The sequence below is a fragment of the Lacicoccus kunmingensis DSM 17847 genome (assembly GCF_059568765.1).
In genome coordinates, this window is the sequence record NZ_JCANUC010000011.1 from 1 (window position 1) to 15458 (window position 15458).

16 protein-coding genes are annotated in these 15458 nt (G+C 38.6%); 1 reads left to right on the forward strand and 15 read right to left on the reverse strand.

Annotated features, from left to right (window positions below):
- Nucleotides 1–175 precede the first annotated feature (175 nt).
- From BO48_RS10820 to BO48_RS10835, 4 genes are all read right to left on the reverse strand, one after another.
- The gene (locus BO48_RS10820; RefSeq protein ID WP_001291561.1) at nucleotides 176–1393 is read right to left on the reverse strand and encodes a tyrosine-type recombinase/integrase; all 1218 of its coding nucleotides are present in this window, start codon (nucleotides 1391–1393) and stop codon (nucleotides 176–178) included.
- A gap of 81 nt (nucleotides 1394–1474) precedes the next feature.
- Nucleotides 1475–1678 (reverse strand): excisionase, encoded by a 204-nt coding sequence (locus BO48_RS10825; protein ID WP_000814511.1) that lies wholly within the window; start codon nucleotides 1676–1678, stop codon nucleotides 1475–1477.
- Between the two features lie 460 nt (nucleotides 1679–2138).
- Entirely contained in the window at nucleotides 2139–2369 is a 231-nt protein-coding gene (locus tag BO48_RS10830; protein WP_000857133.1) for a helix-turn-helix domain-containing protein, read from the reverse strand.
- Nucleotides 2366–2788: a sigma-70 family RNA polymerase sigma factor gene (locus BO48_RS10835; protein WP_000804885.1), complete on the reverse strand. Its 423-nt coding sequence runs from the start codon at nucleotides 2786–2788 to the stop codon at nucleotides 2366–2368. The genes BO48_RS10830 and BO48_RS10835 overlap by 4 nt, the downstream gene beginning before the upstream one ends.
- Nucleotides 2789–3292: 504 nt before the next feature.
- On the opposite strand from BO48_RS10835, the gene BO48_RS10840 reads away from it, so the two are divergent.
- Complete coding sequence (locus BO48_RS10840) at nucleotides 3293–3646, forward strand: helix-turn-helix transcriptional regulator (RefSeq protein ID WP_001227347.1); 354 nt, start codon at nucleotides 3293–3295, stop codon at nucleotides 3644–3646.
- A gap of 59 nt (nucleotides 3647–3705) precedes the next feature.
- On the opposite strand, the gene BO48_RS10845 is transcribed toward BO48_RS10840, so the two are convergent.
- The 11 genes from BO48_RS10845 to mobT form a co-directional block, all read right to left on the reverse strand.
- Nucleotides 3706–3873 (reverse strand): cysteine-rich KTR domain-containing protein, encoded by a 168-nt coding sequence (locus BO48_RS10845; RefSeq protein WP_000336323.1) that lies wholly within the window; start codon nucleotides 3871–3873, stop codon nucleotides 3706–3708.
- A 118-nt stretch (nucleotides 3874–3991) separates the two neighbouring features.
- Nucleotides 3992–5911, reverse strand: a complete 1920-nt coding sequence (gene tet(M), locus BO48_RS10850; RefSeq protein ID WP_000691736.1) for a tetracycline resistance ribosomal protection protein Tet(M) — start codon at nucleotides 5909–5911, stop codon at nucleotides 3992–3994.
- A gap of 15 nt (nucleotides 5912–5926) precedes the next feature.
- The gene (locus tag BO48_RS10855; RefSeq protein WP_012386611.1) at nucleotides 5927–6013 is read right to left on the reverse strand and encodes a tetracycline resistance determinant leader peptide; all 87 of its coding nucleotides are present in this window, start codon (nucleotides 6011–6013) and stop codon (nucleotides 5927–5929) included.
- Nucleotides 6014–6287: 274 nt separating this feature from the next.
- Entirely contained in the window at nucleotides 6288–7220 is a 933-nt protein-coding gene (locus tag BO48_RS10860) for a conjugal transfer protein (protein ID WP_001224318.1), read from the reverse strand.
- Complete coding sequence (locus BO48_RS10865; RefSeq protein WP_000769868.1) at nucleotides 7217–8218, reverse strand: bifunctional lytic transglycosylase/C40 family peptidase; 1002 nt, start codon at nucleotides 8216–8218, stop codon at nucleotides 7217–7219. The genes BO48_RS10860 and BO48_RS10865 overlap by 4 nt, the downstream gene beginning before the upstream one ends.
- Nucleotides 8215–10392 (reverse strand): CD3337/EF1877 family mobilome membrane protein, encoded by a 2178-nt coding sequence (locus BO48_RS10870; protein ID WP_000804748.1) that lies wholly within the window; start codon nucleotides 10390–10392, stop codon nucleotides 8215–8217. Before BO48_RS10870 ends, BO48_RS10865 begins: the two co-directional genes overlap by 4 nt.
- A gap of 2 nt (nucleotides 10393–10394) precedes the next feature.
- A complete protein-coding gene (tcpF, locus tag BO48_RS10875) occupies nucleotides 10395–12842 on the reverse strand; it encodes a conjugal transfer ATPase TcpF (protein ID WP_000331160.1) in 2448 nt (815 codons plus the stop codon).
- Nucleotides 12826–13332, reverse strand: coding sequence for a conjugal transfer protein (locus tag BO48_RS10880; RefSeq protein WP_000506270.1), 507 nt, complete (start codon nucleotides 13330–13332; stop codon nucleotides 12826–12828). The genes tcpF and BO48_RS10880 overlap by 17 nt, the downstream gene beginning before the upstream one ends.
- A complete protein-coding gene (locus tag BO48_RS10885; protein WP_000342539.1) occupies nucleotides 13307–13804 on the reverse strand; it encodes an antirestriction protein ArdA in 498 nt (165 codons plus the stop codon). Before BO48_RS10885 ends, BO48_RS10880 begins: the two co-directional genes overlap by 26 nt.
- Before the next feature lie 116 nt (nucleotides 13805–13920).
- A complete protein-coding gene (locus tag BO48_RS10890) occupies nucleotides 13921–14142 on the reverse strand; it encodes a hypothetical protein (protein WP_001009056.1) in 222 nt (73 codons plus the stop codon).
- 42 nt (nucleotides 14143–14184) lie between these two features.
- Nucleotides 14185–15390, reverse strand: coding sequence for a MobT family relaxase (gene mobT, locus BO48_RS10895; protein WP_000398284.1), 1206 nt, complete (start codon nucleotides 15388–15390; stop codon nucleotides 14185–14187).
- Nucleotides 15391–15458 lie beyond the last annotated feature (68 nt).

A 15458-nucleotide genomic window follows, 5' to 3' on the forward strand; every position in this document is an offset into this window, starting at 1 on the left:
TAAACAAAGTATAAATTTCTAATTATCTTTTTATATTTTCTTAAATGCTCGTAAAGCCTTATTCTATGTGCTTTCGAGTATTTTTACTGTAGGAAGATACTTCACGTTTCTTTGCATATTTCCTCATGTCTTAGCTGTCAGAAGTGGTAAATAAGTAGTAAATTCATTTGTACTACTAAGCAACAAGACGCTCCTGTTGCTTCTCTTTATTCAAGCGTTTCATTTCTGCCATTGCAGAATCGAATGTTGCATGTGCGTAATAGTTCAGCGTCATGGCTATATTAGCATGTCCCATAATGTACTGTAATGCCTTTGGATTCATTCCTGCATTTGCATAGTTGGTACAGAATGTATGTCGCAAACTATGTGGAGTGATGTGTGGCAATTTATCCTCGTTATACTTATTGTATTTCTTAACAAGACCTTTCATCATGCCGTTGTAATCACTTGCCACTTTTGGATAGTTCTTTCTATTAAGAAAGAGGAAATCACTATATCCATCAATCTCAACACGCTTATCATTCTTTCGATTCGCTAACACTCGCTTAAATGCTTGATAGGCTTCTTCAACCATAGGAACTTGACGTTCGCCACTTTTGGTCTTTGGTGTTTCAATGTAGTACCCAATTTCAGTATCTCTCAATAGCTGATGGTCTATATTGACAAGACGATTCTCAAAATCTAAATCTGGAAGTGTCAAACCACCAAACTCTGAAATACGAAGACCTGTTTTTAAGAGTATCAGAATTTCATCATAATTTTTGCTGTAGGTTTTATCAGCTTTTGCAAAGGCTAACAGTTTTTCTTCCTGTTCTTCTGTTAGTACGGTCTTAGGGACAGTATCATCATCAAGAACTGCTTTCAGTTGAAAGTCAAATGGATTCTTCCGAACACAATCATCTTGTATAGCAATATAGAATGAAGCCTTTAAAGAACGTTTGTAGTTATTGATGGTTTGATAAGCATAACCATTTTCACTCATTCTAATAGCCCATTCTTTAGCGTCTGATGGCTTAATACTGTCAATACTTCTTACACCTAACTTGTCTTTCTTCAAAATATCCATAAGATATTTGCGTCCAGTTTCAGTGTTTTTTCTAACCTTTGGTCTTTGAGCGTTCTGTTTTGCGTAAAGCTGGCAGAGTGTCATTTTCTTTCCTACAACATCAATACCATCATGAATGTCTTTCTGTAACTCTGCGATTTTCTCTCTAAGTGAGATACAATCACGCTTTCCTGCTGGTACTCGGTCTGTAGCCACAAGTTTCCACGAGTAAACAAATTGCGGTTCTCCAAATGAATCTATATATTTGTATAAGTATCTTCCGTCTTTTCGTTGGCTCTCTCCAGTCTTTAAGATTCGACCTTTATTGTCACGTCTTTTTTCTGACATGGCATTTGCTCCTTTCCTTTATGGAAAGAGCCTTGATACGACTTAATACTATTTTATCATATACAAGACCCTTTGGCGACGCTAGATTGCGTCCAATGTATCTATAATTTTTTCAAATTGTTTTCGTTTAATCTGAATACGATTGCCATTCATAATCAGCCAATTTGCATTTTTATTTTCCTCTGCCAAGCGTCGTAGCTTGTTTTCGCCAATACGAAAATATTTTGACGCTTCTTCAATGGTTAGGGTATAACGTTCCCAAATAGGAATGTCAGTCTGCTTCATAAAATCCTCCTTTCCAAATCACTTATTTGGATTTCATAAAAGTTGTTTTACCAGCAATCGAACAGCTTTAGCAAAGCTCACGGGAGTTCCACCCCTGCATGGTTCTCATGTAGCCATACTCATTGCCTGCGACGGTTTTATCACGCTCGGACTATTGACTGTATGGGAGTATCATTATCACGATAAGAATGTCGTTGCAGGCAATCCTGCTAAAGATTGCTTCTCGGATCACTAACATGAATCGCTCGCTATCTTTATAAGATAGGTCATGGCGGTTAGTTCCGTTGGCTCTTTTCTTATCGAAACGTATTCGATTACTTTTATTCAGTTTTCAAAGAACAATGGCTCGTTAGCCTATCAAAACACATTGAAAGCTCAATATGCTTTGGTGGAATAACAAACCTCCCTGTTCGGGAAGCGTGGAATGGTTTAGCACGCTTCCACGAAAGGAGAGAGGATATTACTTAATTTCAAATGACAAAATCTTTGTAATCAGTCTGGTTTCCATTCTTCCACGTAAGACTTCATCAACGACCATACTTTGATTGCCATATTCATCTTTCATAAGTCGTAGGGAACGCTTCGTTATGTACCCTCTGTAATGATGTAGAATCTGGTTAATCGCTTCGGTATCGCCATCTGTTGCCTTTACAATGAGAGGAAAGGGAATCATAGGATATTGTGTTTTCATTCTTCAAATTCCTCCATAAACTTTTTAATTAAGGCTAGTCCACTGGTTCTATGCCGATAGACAGTAGAACGGTTCAATTTCAACAGGTCTGCAATTTCTGAATCGCTCATGTCCATAAAGTAAAACAGCAGTAGAATTTCACGTTTCTTGTCTGGCAACTCACGTAATGCTTCACTCAACAAATCATTTTCAACGCCTACTGATAACCCATTGAGTGTAAAAATCTGAAAGTCAGTTGAATAGTTATCTGTTGTCGCAAACTGGCTAACAAGATAATCGCCAACATCCGAAAAGGACACCTCACGCTTTGCAATCCTTGAAAGATAAAGCATATAATTCTTTCGCTCGTCTTCCATAGCACGTTTACAGATATAGTCAAACTGATTTTCTATTGTGGTCTGAAAAGAAGATGGTTTCATGTTTCTCACCCCCTTTCTGTCTAGGAAAGGAAGTGAGCCTTGCTCGTTTATCTCCTTTCACTCTTAGTCCCAATGTGAAAGGGGGATTTGTTGCATTACTGATAAATAAACTTTGTAAAAAAGTTCTGAATAGCCAAAAAAGCATATAAACAGATTTATTTCTCTGTTTACATGCTTCTGTTATTCTATCTATATGATTTATAAAACCACATTGGTGGACGTACTTATCTATTGCAGATAGACGACTTTTTTTGACAAGAACCCAATGTAAGGAAATTTATTGTATATGATGTACTTCATGGCGACGTTGACCTCCAACAAACCGCCATTTGGAAGTAATATACAATATTTTAACAGCGTAAATAGCACTACCATATAACGGTTTTTTTTATTGGCGTTTAGTAGTGCTTTTTATTAAATATAAACCTATAAACCATATAACACGTTTTTCTATACCTGTTTTTAATTCAGTAGGAACAATAAAATGTATAGAGGTGGTCTACTATGCGTAAAAAAGAAGATAAATATGATTTTAGAGCCTTTGGTTTAGCCATTAAAGAAGCTCGATTGAAACGAGGTTTAACTCGTGAACAAGTGGGAGCATTGATTGAAATTGACCCACGGTACTTAACTAATATTGAAAATAAAGGGCAACACCCCAGCATACAAGTTCTTTATGACCTTGTATCGTTACTTCATGTTTCCGTTGATGAATTTTTCTTACCTGCTAATAACTTGGTAAAAAGCACCCGACGATTACAGATAGAGAAATACATGGATAGCTTTACAGACAAAGAACTATCCTTAATGGAATCTTTAGCCAGCGGTATCAACGAAGCAAGAAACATCGAAGACTAATTAAAAGAATCCATACATAACGGAAAGAGCCGATAAAATGAGATTGTATTAATCTCATTTTATCGGCTCTGCGTCTTTGCGTCTGGCTCTGTAATCACAGTTACTTTGAACTGCTTTATTTCAATTAAATTTTCTTGTCTGCATTTCGGACAATAGAGGGGGAATTTTTTTAATTCAGTATCTTCCCTTATCTTTAATCGTGTTTTATTTCCACATACAGGACACAATATCCACTTGTAGTTTATAATAACTATCTCCTCCTTTACACTTTAATTCAAATCTTTATTAAAAAATATTTCATCTTATTTAACAAGAAACCATATTTATATAACAACATAAAATACACTAAGTTATTTTATTGAACATATATCGTACTTTATCTATCCGACTATTTGGACGACGGGGCTGGCAAACAGGTTCACCGGTAGTAACATGGTACCCTTTTAACTCTGTTAAACAAACACTACGTCCATTTGTAAAGAAAGTTAAATCACTACGATATTCTTGAATACACCGAGCAGGGATTTCTCCACTAAGAATGACCTCATTATTTTTCAATTGAGTGTCTACGATGTTCGCACAATATTTAGGAGCATCGTTGTATGCTCGTGAAAGATATTCCTGTGGCGCATAAATTTTAAAACTAAGATATGGCTCTAACAATTCTGTTCCAGCTTTTTTTAAGACTTGTTCCAATACAATAGGAGCAAGCATCCGAAAATCTGCTGGGGTACTAACAGGGCTATAGTATAAGCCATACTTAAAACAGATTTTACAGTCCGTCACATTCCAACCATACAATCCTTGTTCACAGCCATAGCGTATCCCCTCCATAACTGCATTTTGAAACGATTGATTTAAGTATCCAAGAGAAACCGAGCTCTCATACTGCATTCCACTTCCCAACGGAAGCGGTGATACAGATAAACCAATGGAAGCCCAGAAAGGATTTGGCGGCACTTCGATGTGAATGGTATATTCTGCATTTTTTAACGGTCTCTCCATATAAATGACTGTAGGCTCTTTTAGTTCTATCTCCACATGATACTTTTCTTGCAACAGTGCACTAATCACTTCCATTTGTACTTTCCCTAAGAAAGAAAGTATAATTTCATGTGTCGTAGAATCCACGTAATATCGTAGAAGCGGATCACTATCTGAGATTTCCAAAAGGGCATCAAGCAACATTTCTCTCTGTTCAGGTTTACTCGGTTCAACAGTTGTTTGTAGTAGAGGGTGCGGATTTTCAATCTTTTTTCTCTGTGGCAATAGTTTTGTATCTCCAAGAACACTATTTAACTTCAAAAACTCATTTTGCAAAATAACAATTTCTCCAGAATAAGCTCTATCAATCTTACATAATTCACCATTTATTGAAGTATACATTTCTGTAACTTTTATTTTTTCTTTTTCTGATACTCTAACCGAATCTCGTAAATGTAGTACTCCACTATAAAGGCGTATATATGCAAGACGTTGTCTTTTTTTTGTATATTCAATTTTGAAAACATTTCCGCAAAGTTCAGACGGACCTCGATGTGTTGATGAATAAAATTTATTAGTAATAACTTCTATAAGGTTATCAATCCCTATATTACTTTTTGCACTTCCATGATAAAGAGGGAACAGAGAACAATTCTGAAATCTTATGCTTTCCTCTTGTTCGAGTTCCAATGCTTCTAATGATTTACCGGACATATATTTCTCTAAAAGGTCATCGTTTCCCTCTATTACCGTATCCCATTGTTCAGATTCGGTAAAGTTCGTCACACACATATTAGGATACAGTTCTACCTTCTGTTTGATTACAATTTCGGCAGAAAGTTTCTCTTTAATATCCTGATAAACCGTTGATAAATCAATTCCATTTTGGTCAATCTTATTGATAAAAAAGATTGTGGGAATCCCCATTTTCCTAAGTGCATGAAATAATATACGAGTTTGTGCTTGTACGCCATCTTTTGCAGAAATCAGTAGAATTGCCCCATCTAAAACTGATAATGAACGATATACTTCTGCTAAGAAATCCATATGTCCTGGCGTGTCTATGATGTTCACCTTCGTATTTTCCCACTGAAAAGAGGTTATTCCTGTCTGAATTGTAATTCCTCTCTGACGTTCTAAAAGCGTATTATCCGTCCTCGTTGTACCTTTGTCCACGCTTCCTAATTCTGTAATCGCTCCACTGTTATATAATAAGCTTTCTGTTAAGGTAGTTTTTCCTGCATCAACATGAGCTAAAACTCCAATATTAATAATTTTCATGTGATTTTCCTCCATTCAAAAACCCAAAAGGGCATAAAAATCCCAGTGATAAATACTTTTATCACTGGGATTTTTATGCATAACCATAGGCATACAAAGCATACAGATATTCTCCGGATACTTTAGAATCACATGATAAAGGTATTCTTAAACTGGGTACAAAAAACTAAGCCCTCCTAAAAAAGGACATCCAATTATTTGTTCCCACTATCAAATTGACAGTTTATTTAAGAATACCTTGCCGCATATTTATTAACTCCTTTTAAATAGATACTTAAATAATAGCACGTAAGAGCATATTTGTAAAGGAATCTCCAATTTTTTATCAAAGAGAGTACGTGATTACAAAATAGCTGTAATAATGTACCAATATTTGTTATTCTATAATCTTCCAATTACTCCCGTTCTTTTCAAGTACCAAATCAAATTGAGATACCTGCGTTGCTTTGGTCTGCTGGTCGATATACTCCACTGTCAGCGATACCGTGACTTGATTATCCTTACGATTGTGAATAGGATTTACCAGTTCTTGAAAGATGTACTCTTTTCCGATTGGTTTTAATATCCCGTCATTCACATAGTAGGAAAGTTCACTGGCTGTCGCTGTAGGATAGAGCTTGAAGAACGTCGTTAAAAACTCATTGATTTCATTGGTTGTAATGGAATCAACCGTCCCCTCACTTTCAATGGCTTTTGGTTTATAACTTGATTTCTTAGGTATGTTGGTAATGGTCGGATTCTTAACCAGTACCATATTTCCAGAACCATCTACATAGACACTCACTATATAAGCAGAGTGGACGGTCTTTGTATTTTCTCCCTCTGTAATGAGCTGGTCTACACTGTAGGTTACATTAAACTCATTGTCGCCAGTTGGCTCTACCGTCCATATCTGAAATCCTCTTACAGAAGACGATACAGGAATATCTTTGCGTACTGTATCAACATTGAGAGCTTGAAGTTCATCTGTCAGATAGCCTTTTAGACTTTCCATTCGATTATCAATGGACTTATCGGATTGCTCCCATGAATAGTAGACTTTCGCAAAGTTCTCTACAAAATTTTCTACATGATGAGTATCAACGTATTCCTTTTCTATGATAGTTGTTTCGTGAATAGTATGAGTATCTATAGCTGTAAAGTGCTTGAATATCGCAAAGCTGAAACTAAGCCCTAAAAGTACCCACAAGGCAATCACAACCTTTTTATGAGGATTGACCTTATAGACACGAGGTTTCTTTTCCTTTGGTATCTGTTTTTCTTTATTCTGATTTTTTCTAAATTTCATCATTAAATCTTCCTTTCTCATTGTTTGATTCGTCCTGCTCCCACTAAATGCTGTTGCCAGTAGGGGCTTGTTAAGTCGGCATAACCGATTGGGTCGCCTGCATGAAACATACGGTTATTGCCAAGGTATATCCCAACATGAGTAATATAAGAGCCAGCGTTATAGGTAGAATGAAAGAAAACCAAATCGCCAGCTTGTGCTTCCGATAGTGGGATATGCTGGGTCACATCATATTGCTGTTGTGCGGTTCGTGGTAAGTTAATTCCAGCTTTTCCATACGTCCATTGTGTCAGTCCGCTACAATCAAAAGAAGTAGTCGGGGAAGCTCCACCGTAAACGTATCGCCAGCCCTCATATTTCAGTGCTTCGTCCATGATGGCTTGTACCGTATCATCATCAAACTCTGTTGTGACAAGATACTGCGTTACCAGTTGCACATAAAACATATTGCCATAGTTGTATCGCCAGCCCCCATTGATAGGTATGGCTATGGGATTGGGGTAAGACACTTTTTCGCCACCTGAATACTCTTTTGAGAAACTTTGAGCCAGTTCAAAGGTATATTTATTTCCACGATTAGCCACATACCCTAAGAAACCACCACCATAATTGTAGGACTGGATAACCGATTCTAAATCTACACTGAGCCTTTCGCTACTGGCTAATAATTCACTGAAATACTTCACACCTTGCTTAATGGATTCTTCTGTACTCAATGAATTAGGTGGAAGACCGAGGGATTCCGAGGACTGCATAACATCTTCCGCAGTACCGCCCGATTCCACCTGTATAATCGCAAGAAGTATGTTGACATATTCTTCAACGCCATATTCTTTGGCATATTTTTCTACCATAGGCTTATGAGCCAGCACTTCTGCGGAAACATTCACACCTCCATAATGAATATTGGAAATTCCGCTGTCCTGTTCATCTGAAAATAAAATGGCAACAAACAGAAGCAGTGAGAAGACCATCAAGAATAATCCAGAACCACCAATCACTAAAGTTTTCAACTTCATGGTTTCTTACCGACTTTCTTAATGGTGGCGGTTTTGATTGGTGGTCTACTTCTTGTATTTTGTAGTGGTACTCTTTGAACAGTAGACGGACGTTCTTTTGTGATTGGACGTTGTGAAGTTCTATCTGCTGTAGTGGTTGAAGTTGCTGGCTTTTGAACGGTTTTTTCTTGAACGGTATTGCCTTGGCGTTCCACTTTTGGACTTGAAAAATCGGACTTAACTGCTGGACGCTCTTGTTTGGCTTGTTGAGATTCCTTATATGAAGTCTGAATATTAGACTGTTTTGAGGTCTGTTCATCATGATATTGTTCTTGTCTTGTAGTCGGTCTTTCATGAACAGAAGAAGCAGGCTGTTTTTTCTGTTTGACCTGTTCCATTTCAGAGCGACGCTTCGCAATGGTTTTTCGCCTTTGTTCCTGCTGTTCCTTGCGTCCACTGGCTCTGTCCGCTTTGGTTTGAGAAATACTACTGGTTAAATCACGGACATTCTCTTTTACTTTGGATTTTCCTTGATATACTGCATATCTTGCATTGGTCGGCAAATCTTTAACCTGTTCTTTCAAACCACTAGCAGTGTCTACCATTCTGTCTTTGGTATCAGCTACTGTACCGATGGTTTGACCGATACGTTTTCCAAGTGTTGATTTTTCCTTTCCGTCTGGTCGGGAGTGATCTGCTTGTGTCCTTGCAGAACTCCCCGAACCCGACTGTCCTTTTTTACCTGTAACAATGGCAGACCCAGCCCCTAGAGTAGTCATGGAACGTCCAAGTTTCCGCTGTAGACGGTGCATGTGAGCGTGCATAAGCATACGAGGTTTTCTCATCACACGACTTCCCACACTTTGAGAATCGTTACTCTGTAGAGAAAACATACTCATTAAATCGCCCAGCTTGAAGTAGATTCCTGCAAAGGTCACAATCTGTAGAAAAGCAATCAAAAAGAACGGATAACCAGCCGATAAGGTATAGAGCATGGTTGAAATACTAAATGCTGTCGTAATAATCAATGTGATTCCAGCTCGTGTCAAAATGGTATTAAAGAGCTTTGTTATGGCTCGTTTTGACATACCATCAAATGATGGAATCATGCTTAAAATAAAGCTCACAGGCAGAAACATAGCATAGATGATAAAAAGTACCTGCGAGAAAATCATGATTCCTGTTAATAGGAATACAAATATGGAAATCCCAATATTGAAGACAAATAGGAAGAAGACTGTACCTAAACGGTTAATGGTCTTTGTAATGGTTAGATTGGTATTGCTTCTGTCTTCAATTTCTTCCGCAACAATTTTTTCTCTGTCTTCGCCATTGTTGGAATCTGGGCTGGTGGAGAGCAGGCTTTCCACACGGTCAATACCGATACTTTCAATGTCTGAACTGTTGTATTGAAGCAGTAGCCACGGTTGCTGAACCTGTATGGAAAACAGGCTATCTCTGATTAAGTCCACGCTGTCCTTGCCTTGACTATCGGAATGGGGCATGACAATCTTCGTGCCAAGTGATAAACTGGCATTACTGATGTCTGATGAAAAGTCATTGATTTTTTTAATGTAGTCGGGAGCGTAGGCAATAAAGGAAGCCGATAGGATAAACACCAGCACAAAATTCATAATGGCATGAATTGCCTTTGTGGTTTCTCTCTTTATCAGTCCCGTATAGGCAACATAAACCCCAAGAACCAAAATCAAGAGTAAGAGGAATCCAACATAGAAACCCTCTGTTGAAAATCCGTTTGCACTCACACCAGCTAAGGTCTGCATATTCTTACCAATGGAATCTGCTGTAGCGGAAATGAAGTCTAAGGAATAGGCTTCCTGTACTAAGTAACCTGTCGCATTGGAAACATACAAACTGATTGTCCAAATAAAATTGGTAATGGCATATAGTCCATACATGACCTGTTTTCCAATCCCGTCCGACCAGTTCCACGGAAGCCAGCCCCAGCTATTATCCACATAAAAATCCAGTTGATAGTTTTCAAGTGGGTATCGGCTGTATTCATTTGCCACATTGACCGTATCATCTACCAAGCCCGCAGCTTGAACCACCGTTCCCAGCATGGCTAAAAGAAAAATGGCAATCACAAGTGTGAAAGCCACTGTCATTGCCACTTTACCTAGACGTTTCAGCGTCCAGTTTGATTTTATTCTGTTTACTATTGATGGTTTCACATTTACACCTCTTTTCGCACAGGTGGTCTGGTATCAAAGGCATGGAGCAGTTCTTCAAATACAGGGTGGAACTGTATCACACCGACACGACCATATAAATCACTGATAAGGCATTGCCCGTTTTCCAAATCACGCAATCGCTTCTGATTGTTTTCGTCCTCTGGGTCTACACCAAAAAAGGCTAAGGTCTTTTTAATCTCGTTAAGGTCAGTGGAACGAAATGCAAATTTTAAGCCGAGGTTATTTTTCAGTTTTTCATCTAAGAGGTCGTCTGTATTTTGGGTCACGAAATATACCCCAGCGTTCATAGCACGACCAGCCCGAACCAGCTTCATAGATAGTGTTTTTCCTTGTGCTACCTGTAAAAAGCTCCATGCTTCGTCTAAATCTACAATCTTGAAAATGCTTCGGTCTGTATGGATAAAGTCTAAAGCAAAGGTACTAATGACAATCAGCATAGCAACGGATAAAAGCTCCATAGTGGTATATTCCTCAAAGGAAGTTTCCTTGTCGGGAAGTACCAAGTCCGCAACCTGTATAATGTTCAGTTGTTTTTCTAAGCTGATAGACTGCTCCACATAACCATTACTGAATAATAAATGTGCAAAGTCATAGTCTGTAAAACTTTCGATATGGTCGGCTATACTGGTACTTAGTGGCGTATTCTCAACCCGTAATTCCTCAATCACTTTCATCAACCCTCGTACTTCACTATTGGTTACTGCACGAATGGCTTTTCTAAGGATTGGGAAGCGTTCCCCATCACGAGAGGAAATCCCCGTAAGGAATGTCAGAATATCAATAGCCAGTGATTCAGAATCTTTGGGATTTTTCATAATCACATAAGGGTCAAGTAAGCCTTTGTTTTTCTCATCAGAAGTCAGAGTGACGATATTGATTTCATGGGAAATCTCTGGCAAGGTTTCTTTCCATCTGCCACGTTCTGCTTTTGGGTCTACAATCACTGCTTGTGCCCCATAAAGCACCGCATAATAGACGATAAGGTTATTCGCAAAGGATTTACCACCACCCAGCGAACCAACAAAAGCCGACGCTAACGCATTGGTTACTGAACCCTTAACCCCTTGACTGGCAAGAGCAGGTTTCAGATAGACATTGCGTCCAGTATCTAAGCTGTAGCCAACATAAATCCCCTCATTTTCCCCCAGCATTTGAGTAGCACCAAAACCTAAACCAGCGAGGAAATCAGAGGTCACGTATTGAATATAATCATTCATATAACGCTTGCTGGCAGGTAAAAATTCTTCATGTAAGCCGAGCATATCCCCAAATGGTCGTACCAGTTTTACGCTTAAATCGTCATAAAAATCTTTCACTTCATTACAACGACGTTTGAGTTCGTCAAGATCATTTGCTGATACCCTTACCACATAAGACAGCTTGTACATAGATTCCTTGCTTTGGTCTAAATTGGTTTCCAGCTCATTCACACTTTCCAGAGCTTCCGCCACATTGGAGCTGGTTTCATTATCACTTTGCCAAGCGTGGTTATCCAAGTCTTTCAGTTCTTTCTTTTTATTGCGGACAGTAGATAGGGCTTTACGATTCGCTACAATTTCCACATTCATTGACGTATCAATCGGGAATGTAAATTGCTGTTGCTGGTAGTAGAAGATTTCAGAGGACGGGAAGTCCAGTTCTCCGACAATGCTGTTAATGGTAAAGTAAGCTACATAGACGGTTTCATCTTCCTGCTGGATTTTCAAATATCGCTGTTTTTCTTCCACCAAACAGCGAGTAGGCTTAATCAAGTCATAGTATTTAATCAGCGTTTCATTATCCAGCTTTTTCTTTGATAGATGGTACTCATACTCTTCATAGGCAGTGCCTGTCTGTCCGTAAAGGTGTTCAATCAGATAGCCGAAGTCGTCCTTATCTAACCTGCGGATTTTGAAACGACGAGAGATTTTATTTTCTAAGAGCTTTTCCATCTTCTGAAAACGCAGGATTTCATCATTACTCATACTAACAAAATCGCCCATCAGCTTATGGTTCACATCATAGACAAAATCAGACAAAGCATTTTTTGCTTCAACGGTAAGACTTTTCATAGAAAACTCCTGATCGTTGAGAAGCAACTTAAAGCCGATAAAGAAACGGTAGTTCACTTGATTTTCGCCAATCATGGATATTAAAGCGTCTGTCTGTTGGTCGATTTTGTCATAGGCAACCGCTTTGAGCTTGCCAGTGACTTCATTTTTGGAACGCTCTTGTGCAGAACGTATGCTGGATTCTGTACTGATTTGTAAAGCATGAATTTTGCCATCACGATTTTGTGCGATAAGCTGTCTGAAAGAATCATGCACTTGTATTTTCTGTTCTGGACTTAGAAATGAGTAATTGTAAGGAACAAGCTCATAGTAAGCATAACATTCCCCGTCTTTATTCCAGACGAGATTGTTTTCAATGTATTTAATTGGATATGCCATAAAATTCACTCCTAACTGCTGTAATGGCTTCTTGTGGCTGGTTTCTGCCAAGCGTTACTTTTTTTCCTGCATAGGTCAGCTTTGGTCGCAGTGCATAAGCAATGACAGACTTCAAAAATCCATAAGGCTTTTTACCATCAAAAGTTTTTGTAGACATAAACCATGTGAAAGCCACAGGAATCCCAAAGTATTTGAGAAATGCTCCCTCTATCATGGAAAGAGGGGGCAAGTTGCCAAGTATCATCACTGCAAAGAGTGACACGACAAACCATGTCATTTGCGTAAAGGTTATGGGAAACGGAAGTCTAAAATCATTGATAGAATACAGTACCTTTTCCACAGACCAGATACTGGTATAGCTTCGTATTTTCTTCATGTAATCAATCCTTTCATAAAAAATAGGGGTAGCTGATTGAGCCACCCCGTAAAATAGAAAATCTGCCAGTAGTAATGTACCGACAGATTTAATAGACGATTTCAAAAATCCCATGATTGGTTGAGATAAACGTTCCTGAAAGGTCTAAATCCCGACCATAGGCTTGATAATCAATATAGTTTTGAAGACTAGCTGGTACTTCGCCTAAAGCACCCGTTTCTTCAATGTAGTAGCGTGCCACGTCATACATATCATCACAATCGGAATGAATGATAATATCCTCTTGATGTTCGCTTAGTTCTTCAATGCTTGAAAAATGAGTGAGCAGAGCAGATAGCTCCGATTGTAATTCTTCGGGTAATTCCGATACCATTTCCCATAGTCGATTGAGTTCGCCAATGGAAGTGTATTCGTCAACCGTAAAGGGTAACTCGTAGTCATGAATGGCGTATTCCTCATATTCATCATTCAAGCCGATTTTCTCTTTGACTTCCTCAAAGTCAATGGGAAAGGTAAACCACGCACCGACCAATTCGCCCTCATTGTATTTGCCTAAATTCGCAATATAGACTTGCATATCGTCCATATATTCACGTCCTTTCTTTGTAGAGATTCAAAAATCCCTACCGCACTTCGTTTGGTGTACCATTCCTTTGCGGAACATAAGAAAACCACTTATATTCCACAAAAGAACGGTTTTATTTAAGCACCAATAATGCGATTGAATAGCTCTAGTAAAATGTCTTTTACTCCAGCAGCGTTGAAGACTAAGCCAACCGCAATAATCGCAATAATTAAAAAGCCAATCAGTTTGCTAAACTCACGCTTGAAGCCAAGATACAAGCCAATCACAACGATTGCTAAAAGCACCAGTGATTGAGCGTTTGATAGAAACCAGTTATAAAGGTTTTGTCCAAAATTCATAAAAATGTTCTCCTCTCTATATTCAATGAATTTGTATTTGAGTTATTTTTTTGTTGTTATCACGTCCTGTTCTTTTACTGACTGTTGCTTCAAAATCTGCTTGTGTCGGTCTGTCAGTTTCGCATGGTCGAGAATGTCTTTTACAACCTGCGTCTGGTTGATTTCATCAAGTTTAATCGCAACCTTTAAGGTCGGGGCAACTTGATGAGATAGCCAGTTCAGCGTCCTTTGGAAGGAGTAAGGCTCTGGTTTTGTGGTTAGTTTTAATCGTTCACGATTGTTCCCAATAAACCAAGCCCATTCTTCATTCAGTTTCCAATCAGAACGAGGTTTGGAATCGTCTTTATCTACAAAACGGATATACCGATTGATAATTTTAAAGGCGGTATGCTCTGGATTGTCATAGACGAGTAAATCACGGACTGCATAATAGGCACGCTCATTTTTCAATCGAATCTCAAAACGGTTTTTTACTTCTGCGTCTTCAATGGGAATATCATTTTTCTTGTACTGCTCGTAGTCCTTTTCATAGATACAGAAATAAACTTCACTTTGTAATGAACCGATATAGAGGGTGTTTCCCATACATTCCTTTTCCTCTTTGCGTACCAGTTCGCCACTGCGATAGCTTTTAAAACTGCGGAAGACGGAGATACATTCTTCCTGTTGGCACTTTTCAGTGAGTACAGGGATATTTAAAATCCCTGTCTTATCGTTAATGGCAAGGTCAAGGCGTTTCATCACACCGCCAGCCACCAAAACGTCCATAAAGAACTCATACCAGCTTCTTTGTTGTGCCAGAAGATAGCTTTCAAATTGTCTGCACCCACGACCTTTCAATTCCACCAGAACTCCTTTGTCCAGTTCATGGGAGCAAAGGACGAATATGTCGCCTAAAGCATAATGCTCTGAATAAGAATAGAAACCATAGTCCTCATGAAGAAAATAGGACAGTTTCAGTTGTAAGATGTTTTCGACCACCTGCTGTACGTCTGTTGTCGGAAAGCGAATTCTTACATAATCAAACAGCATTTCAAGGGGAGCGTCGGGATTGAAGCGTTCCAGAGCTTCCCAAAGGGACTGCTGTAAATCCTCTGATGGCTTGACTTTTCCTGTTTCAATATCGCTTAGATACTGCCTTGTAATACCAGTCGCAACAGCTAAACGGTTTTGAGATAGTCCATAAGCCAAGCGTTTTTCTTTTAAATGCTGTAACCAAGTTTGTTCATTCAGTAAAAATCCCTCCAATCAAAAAGGCGTATGTCAACTTTTAAAGCCCATTTGACATACGCTGAAATTTTGTAAATCCCTTGTAA

What these genes read in the sequence shown, in the direction of transcription:
- BO48_RS10820 (WP_001291561.1), bottom strand. Translation starts at nt 1,393, where the DNA reads ATGTCAGAAAAAAGACGTGACAATAAAGGTCGAATCTTAAAGACTGGA.
- BO48_RS10825 (WP_000814511.1), bottom strand. Translation starts at nt 1,678, where the DNA reads ATGAAGCAGACTGACATTCCTATTTGGGAACGTTATACCCTAACCATT.
- BO48_RS10830 (WP_000857133.1), bottom strand. Translation starts at nt 2,369, where the DNA reads ATGAAAACACAATATCCTATGATTCCCTTTCCTCTCATTGTAAAGGCA.
- BO48_RS10835 (WP_000804885.1), bottom strand. Translation starts at nt 2,788, where the DNA reads ATGAAACCATCTTCTTTTCAGACCACAATAGAAAATCAGTTTGACTAT.
- BO48_RS10840 (WP_001227347.1), top strand. Translation starts at nt 3,293, where the DNA reads ATGCGTAAAAAAGAAGATAAATATGATTTTAGAGCCTTTGGTTTAGCC.
- BO48_RS10855 (WP_012386611.1), bottom strand. Translation starts at nt 6,013, where the DNA reads ATGCTTTGTATGCCTATGGTTATGCATAAAAATCCCAGTGATAAAAGT.
- BO48_RS10860 (WP_001224318.1), bottom strand. Translation starts at nt 7,220, where the DNA reads ATGAGAAAGGAAGATTTAATGATGAAATTTAGAAAAAATCAGAATAAA.
- BO48_RS10865 (WP_000769868.1), bottom strand. Translation starts at nt 8,218, where the DNA reads ATGAAGTTGAAAACTTTAGTGATTGGTGGTTCTGGATTATTCTTGATG.
- tcpF (WP_000331160.1), bottom strand. Translation starts at nt 12,842, where the DNA reads ATGGCATATCCAATTAAATACATTGAAAACAATCTCGTCTGGAATAAA.
- BO48_RS10880 (WP_000506270.1), bottom strand. Translation starts at nt 13,332, where the DNA reads ATGGGATTTTTGAAATCGTCTATTAAATCTGTCGGTACATTACTACTG.
- BO48_RS10885 (WP_000342539.1), bottom strand. Translation starts at nt 13,804, where the DNA reads ATGGACGATATGCAAGTCTATATTGCGAATTTAGGCAAATACAATGAG.
- BO48_RS10890 (WP_001009056.1), bottom strand. Translation starts at nt 14,142, where the DNA reads ATGAATTTTGGACAAAACCTTTATAACTGGTTTCTATCAAACGCTCAA.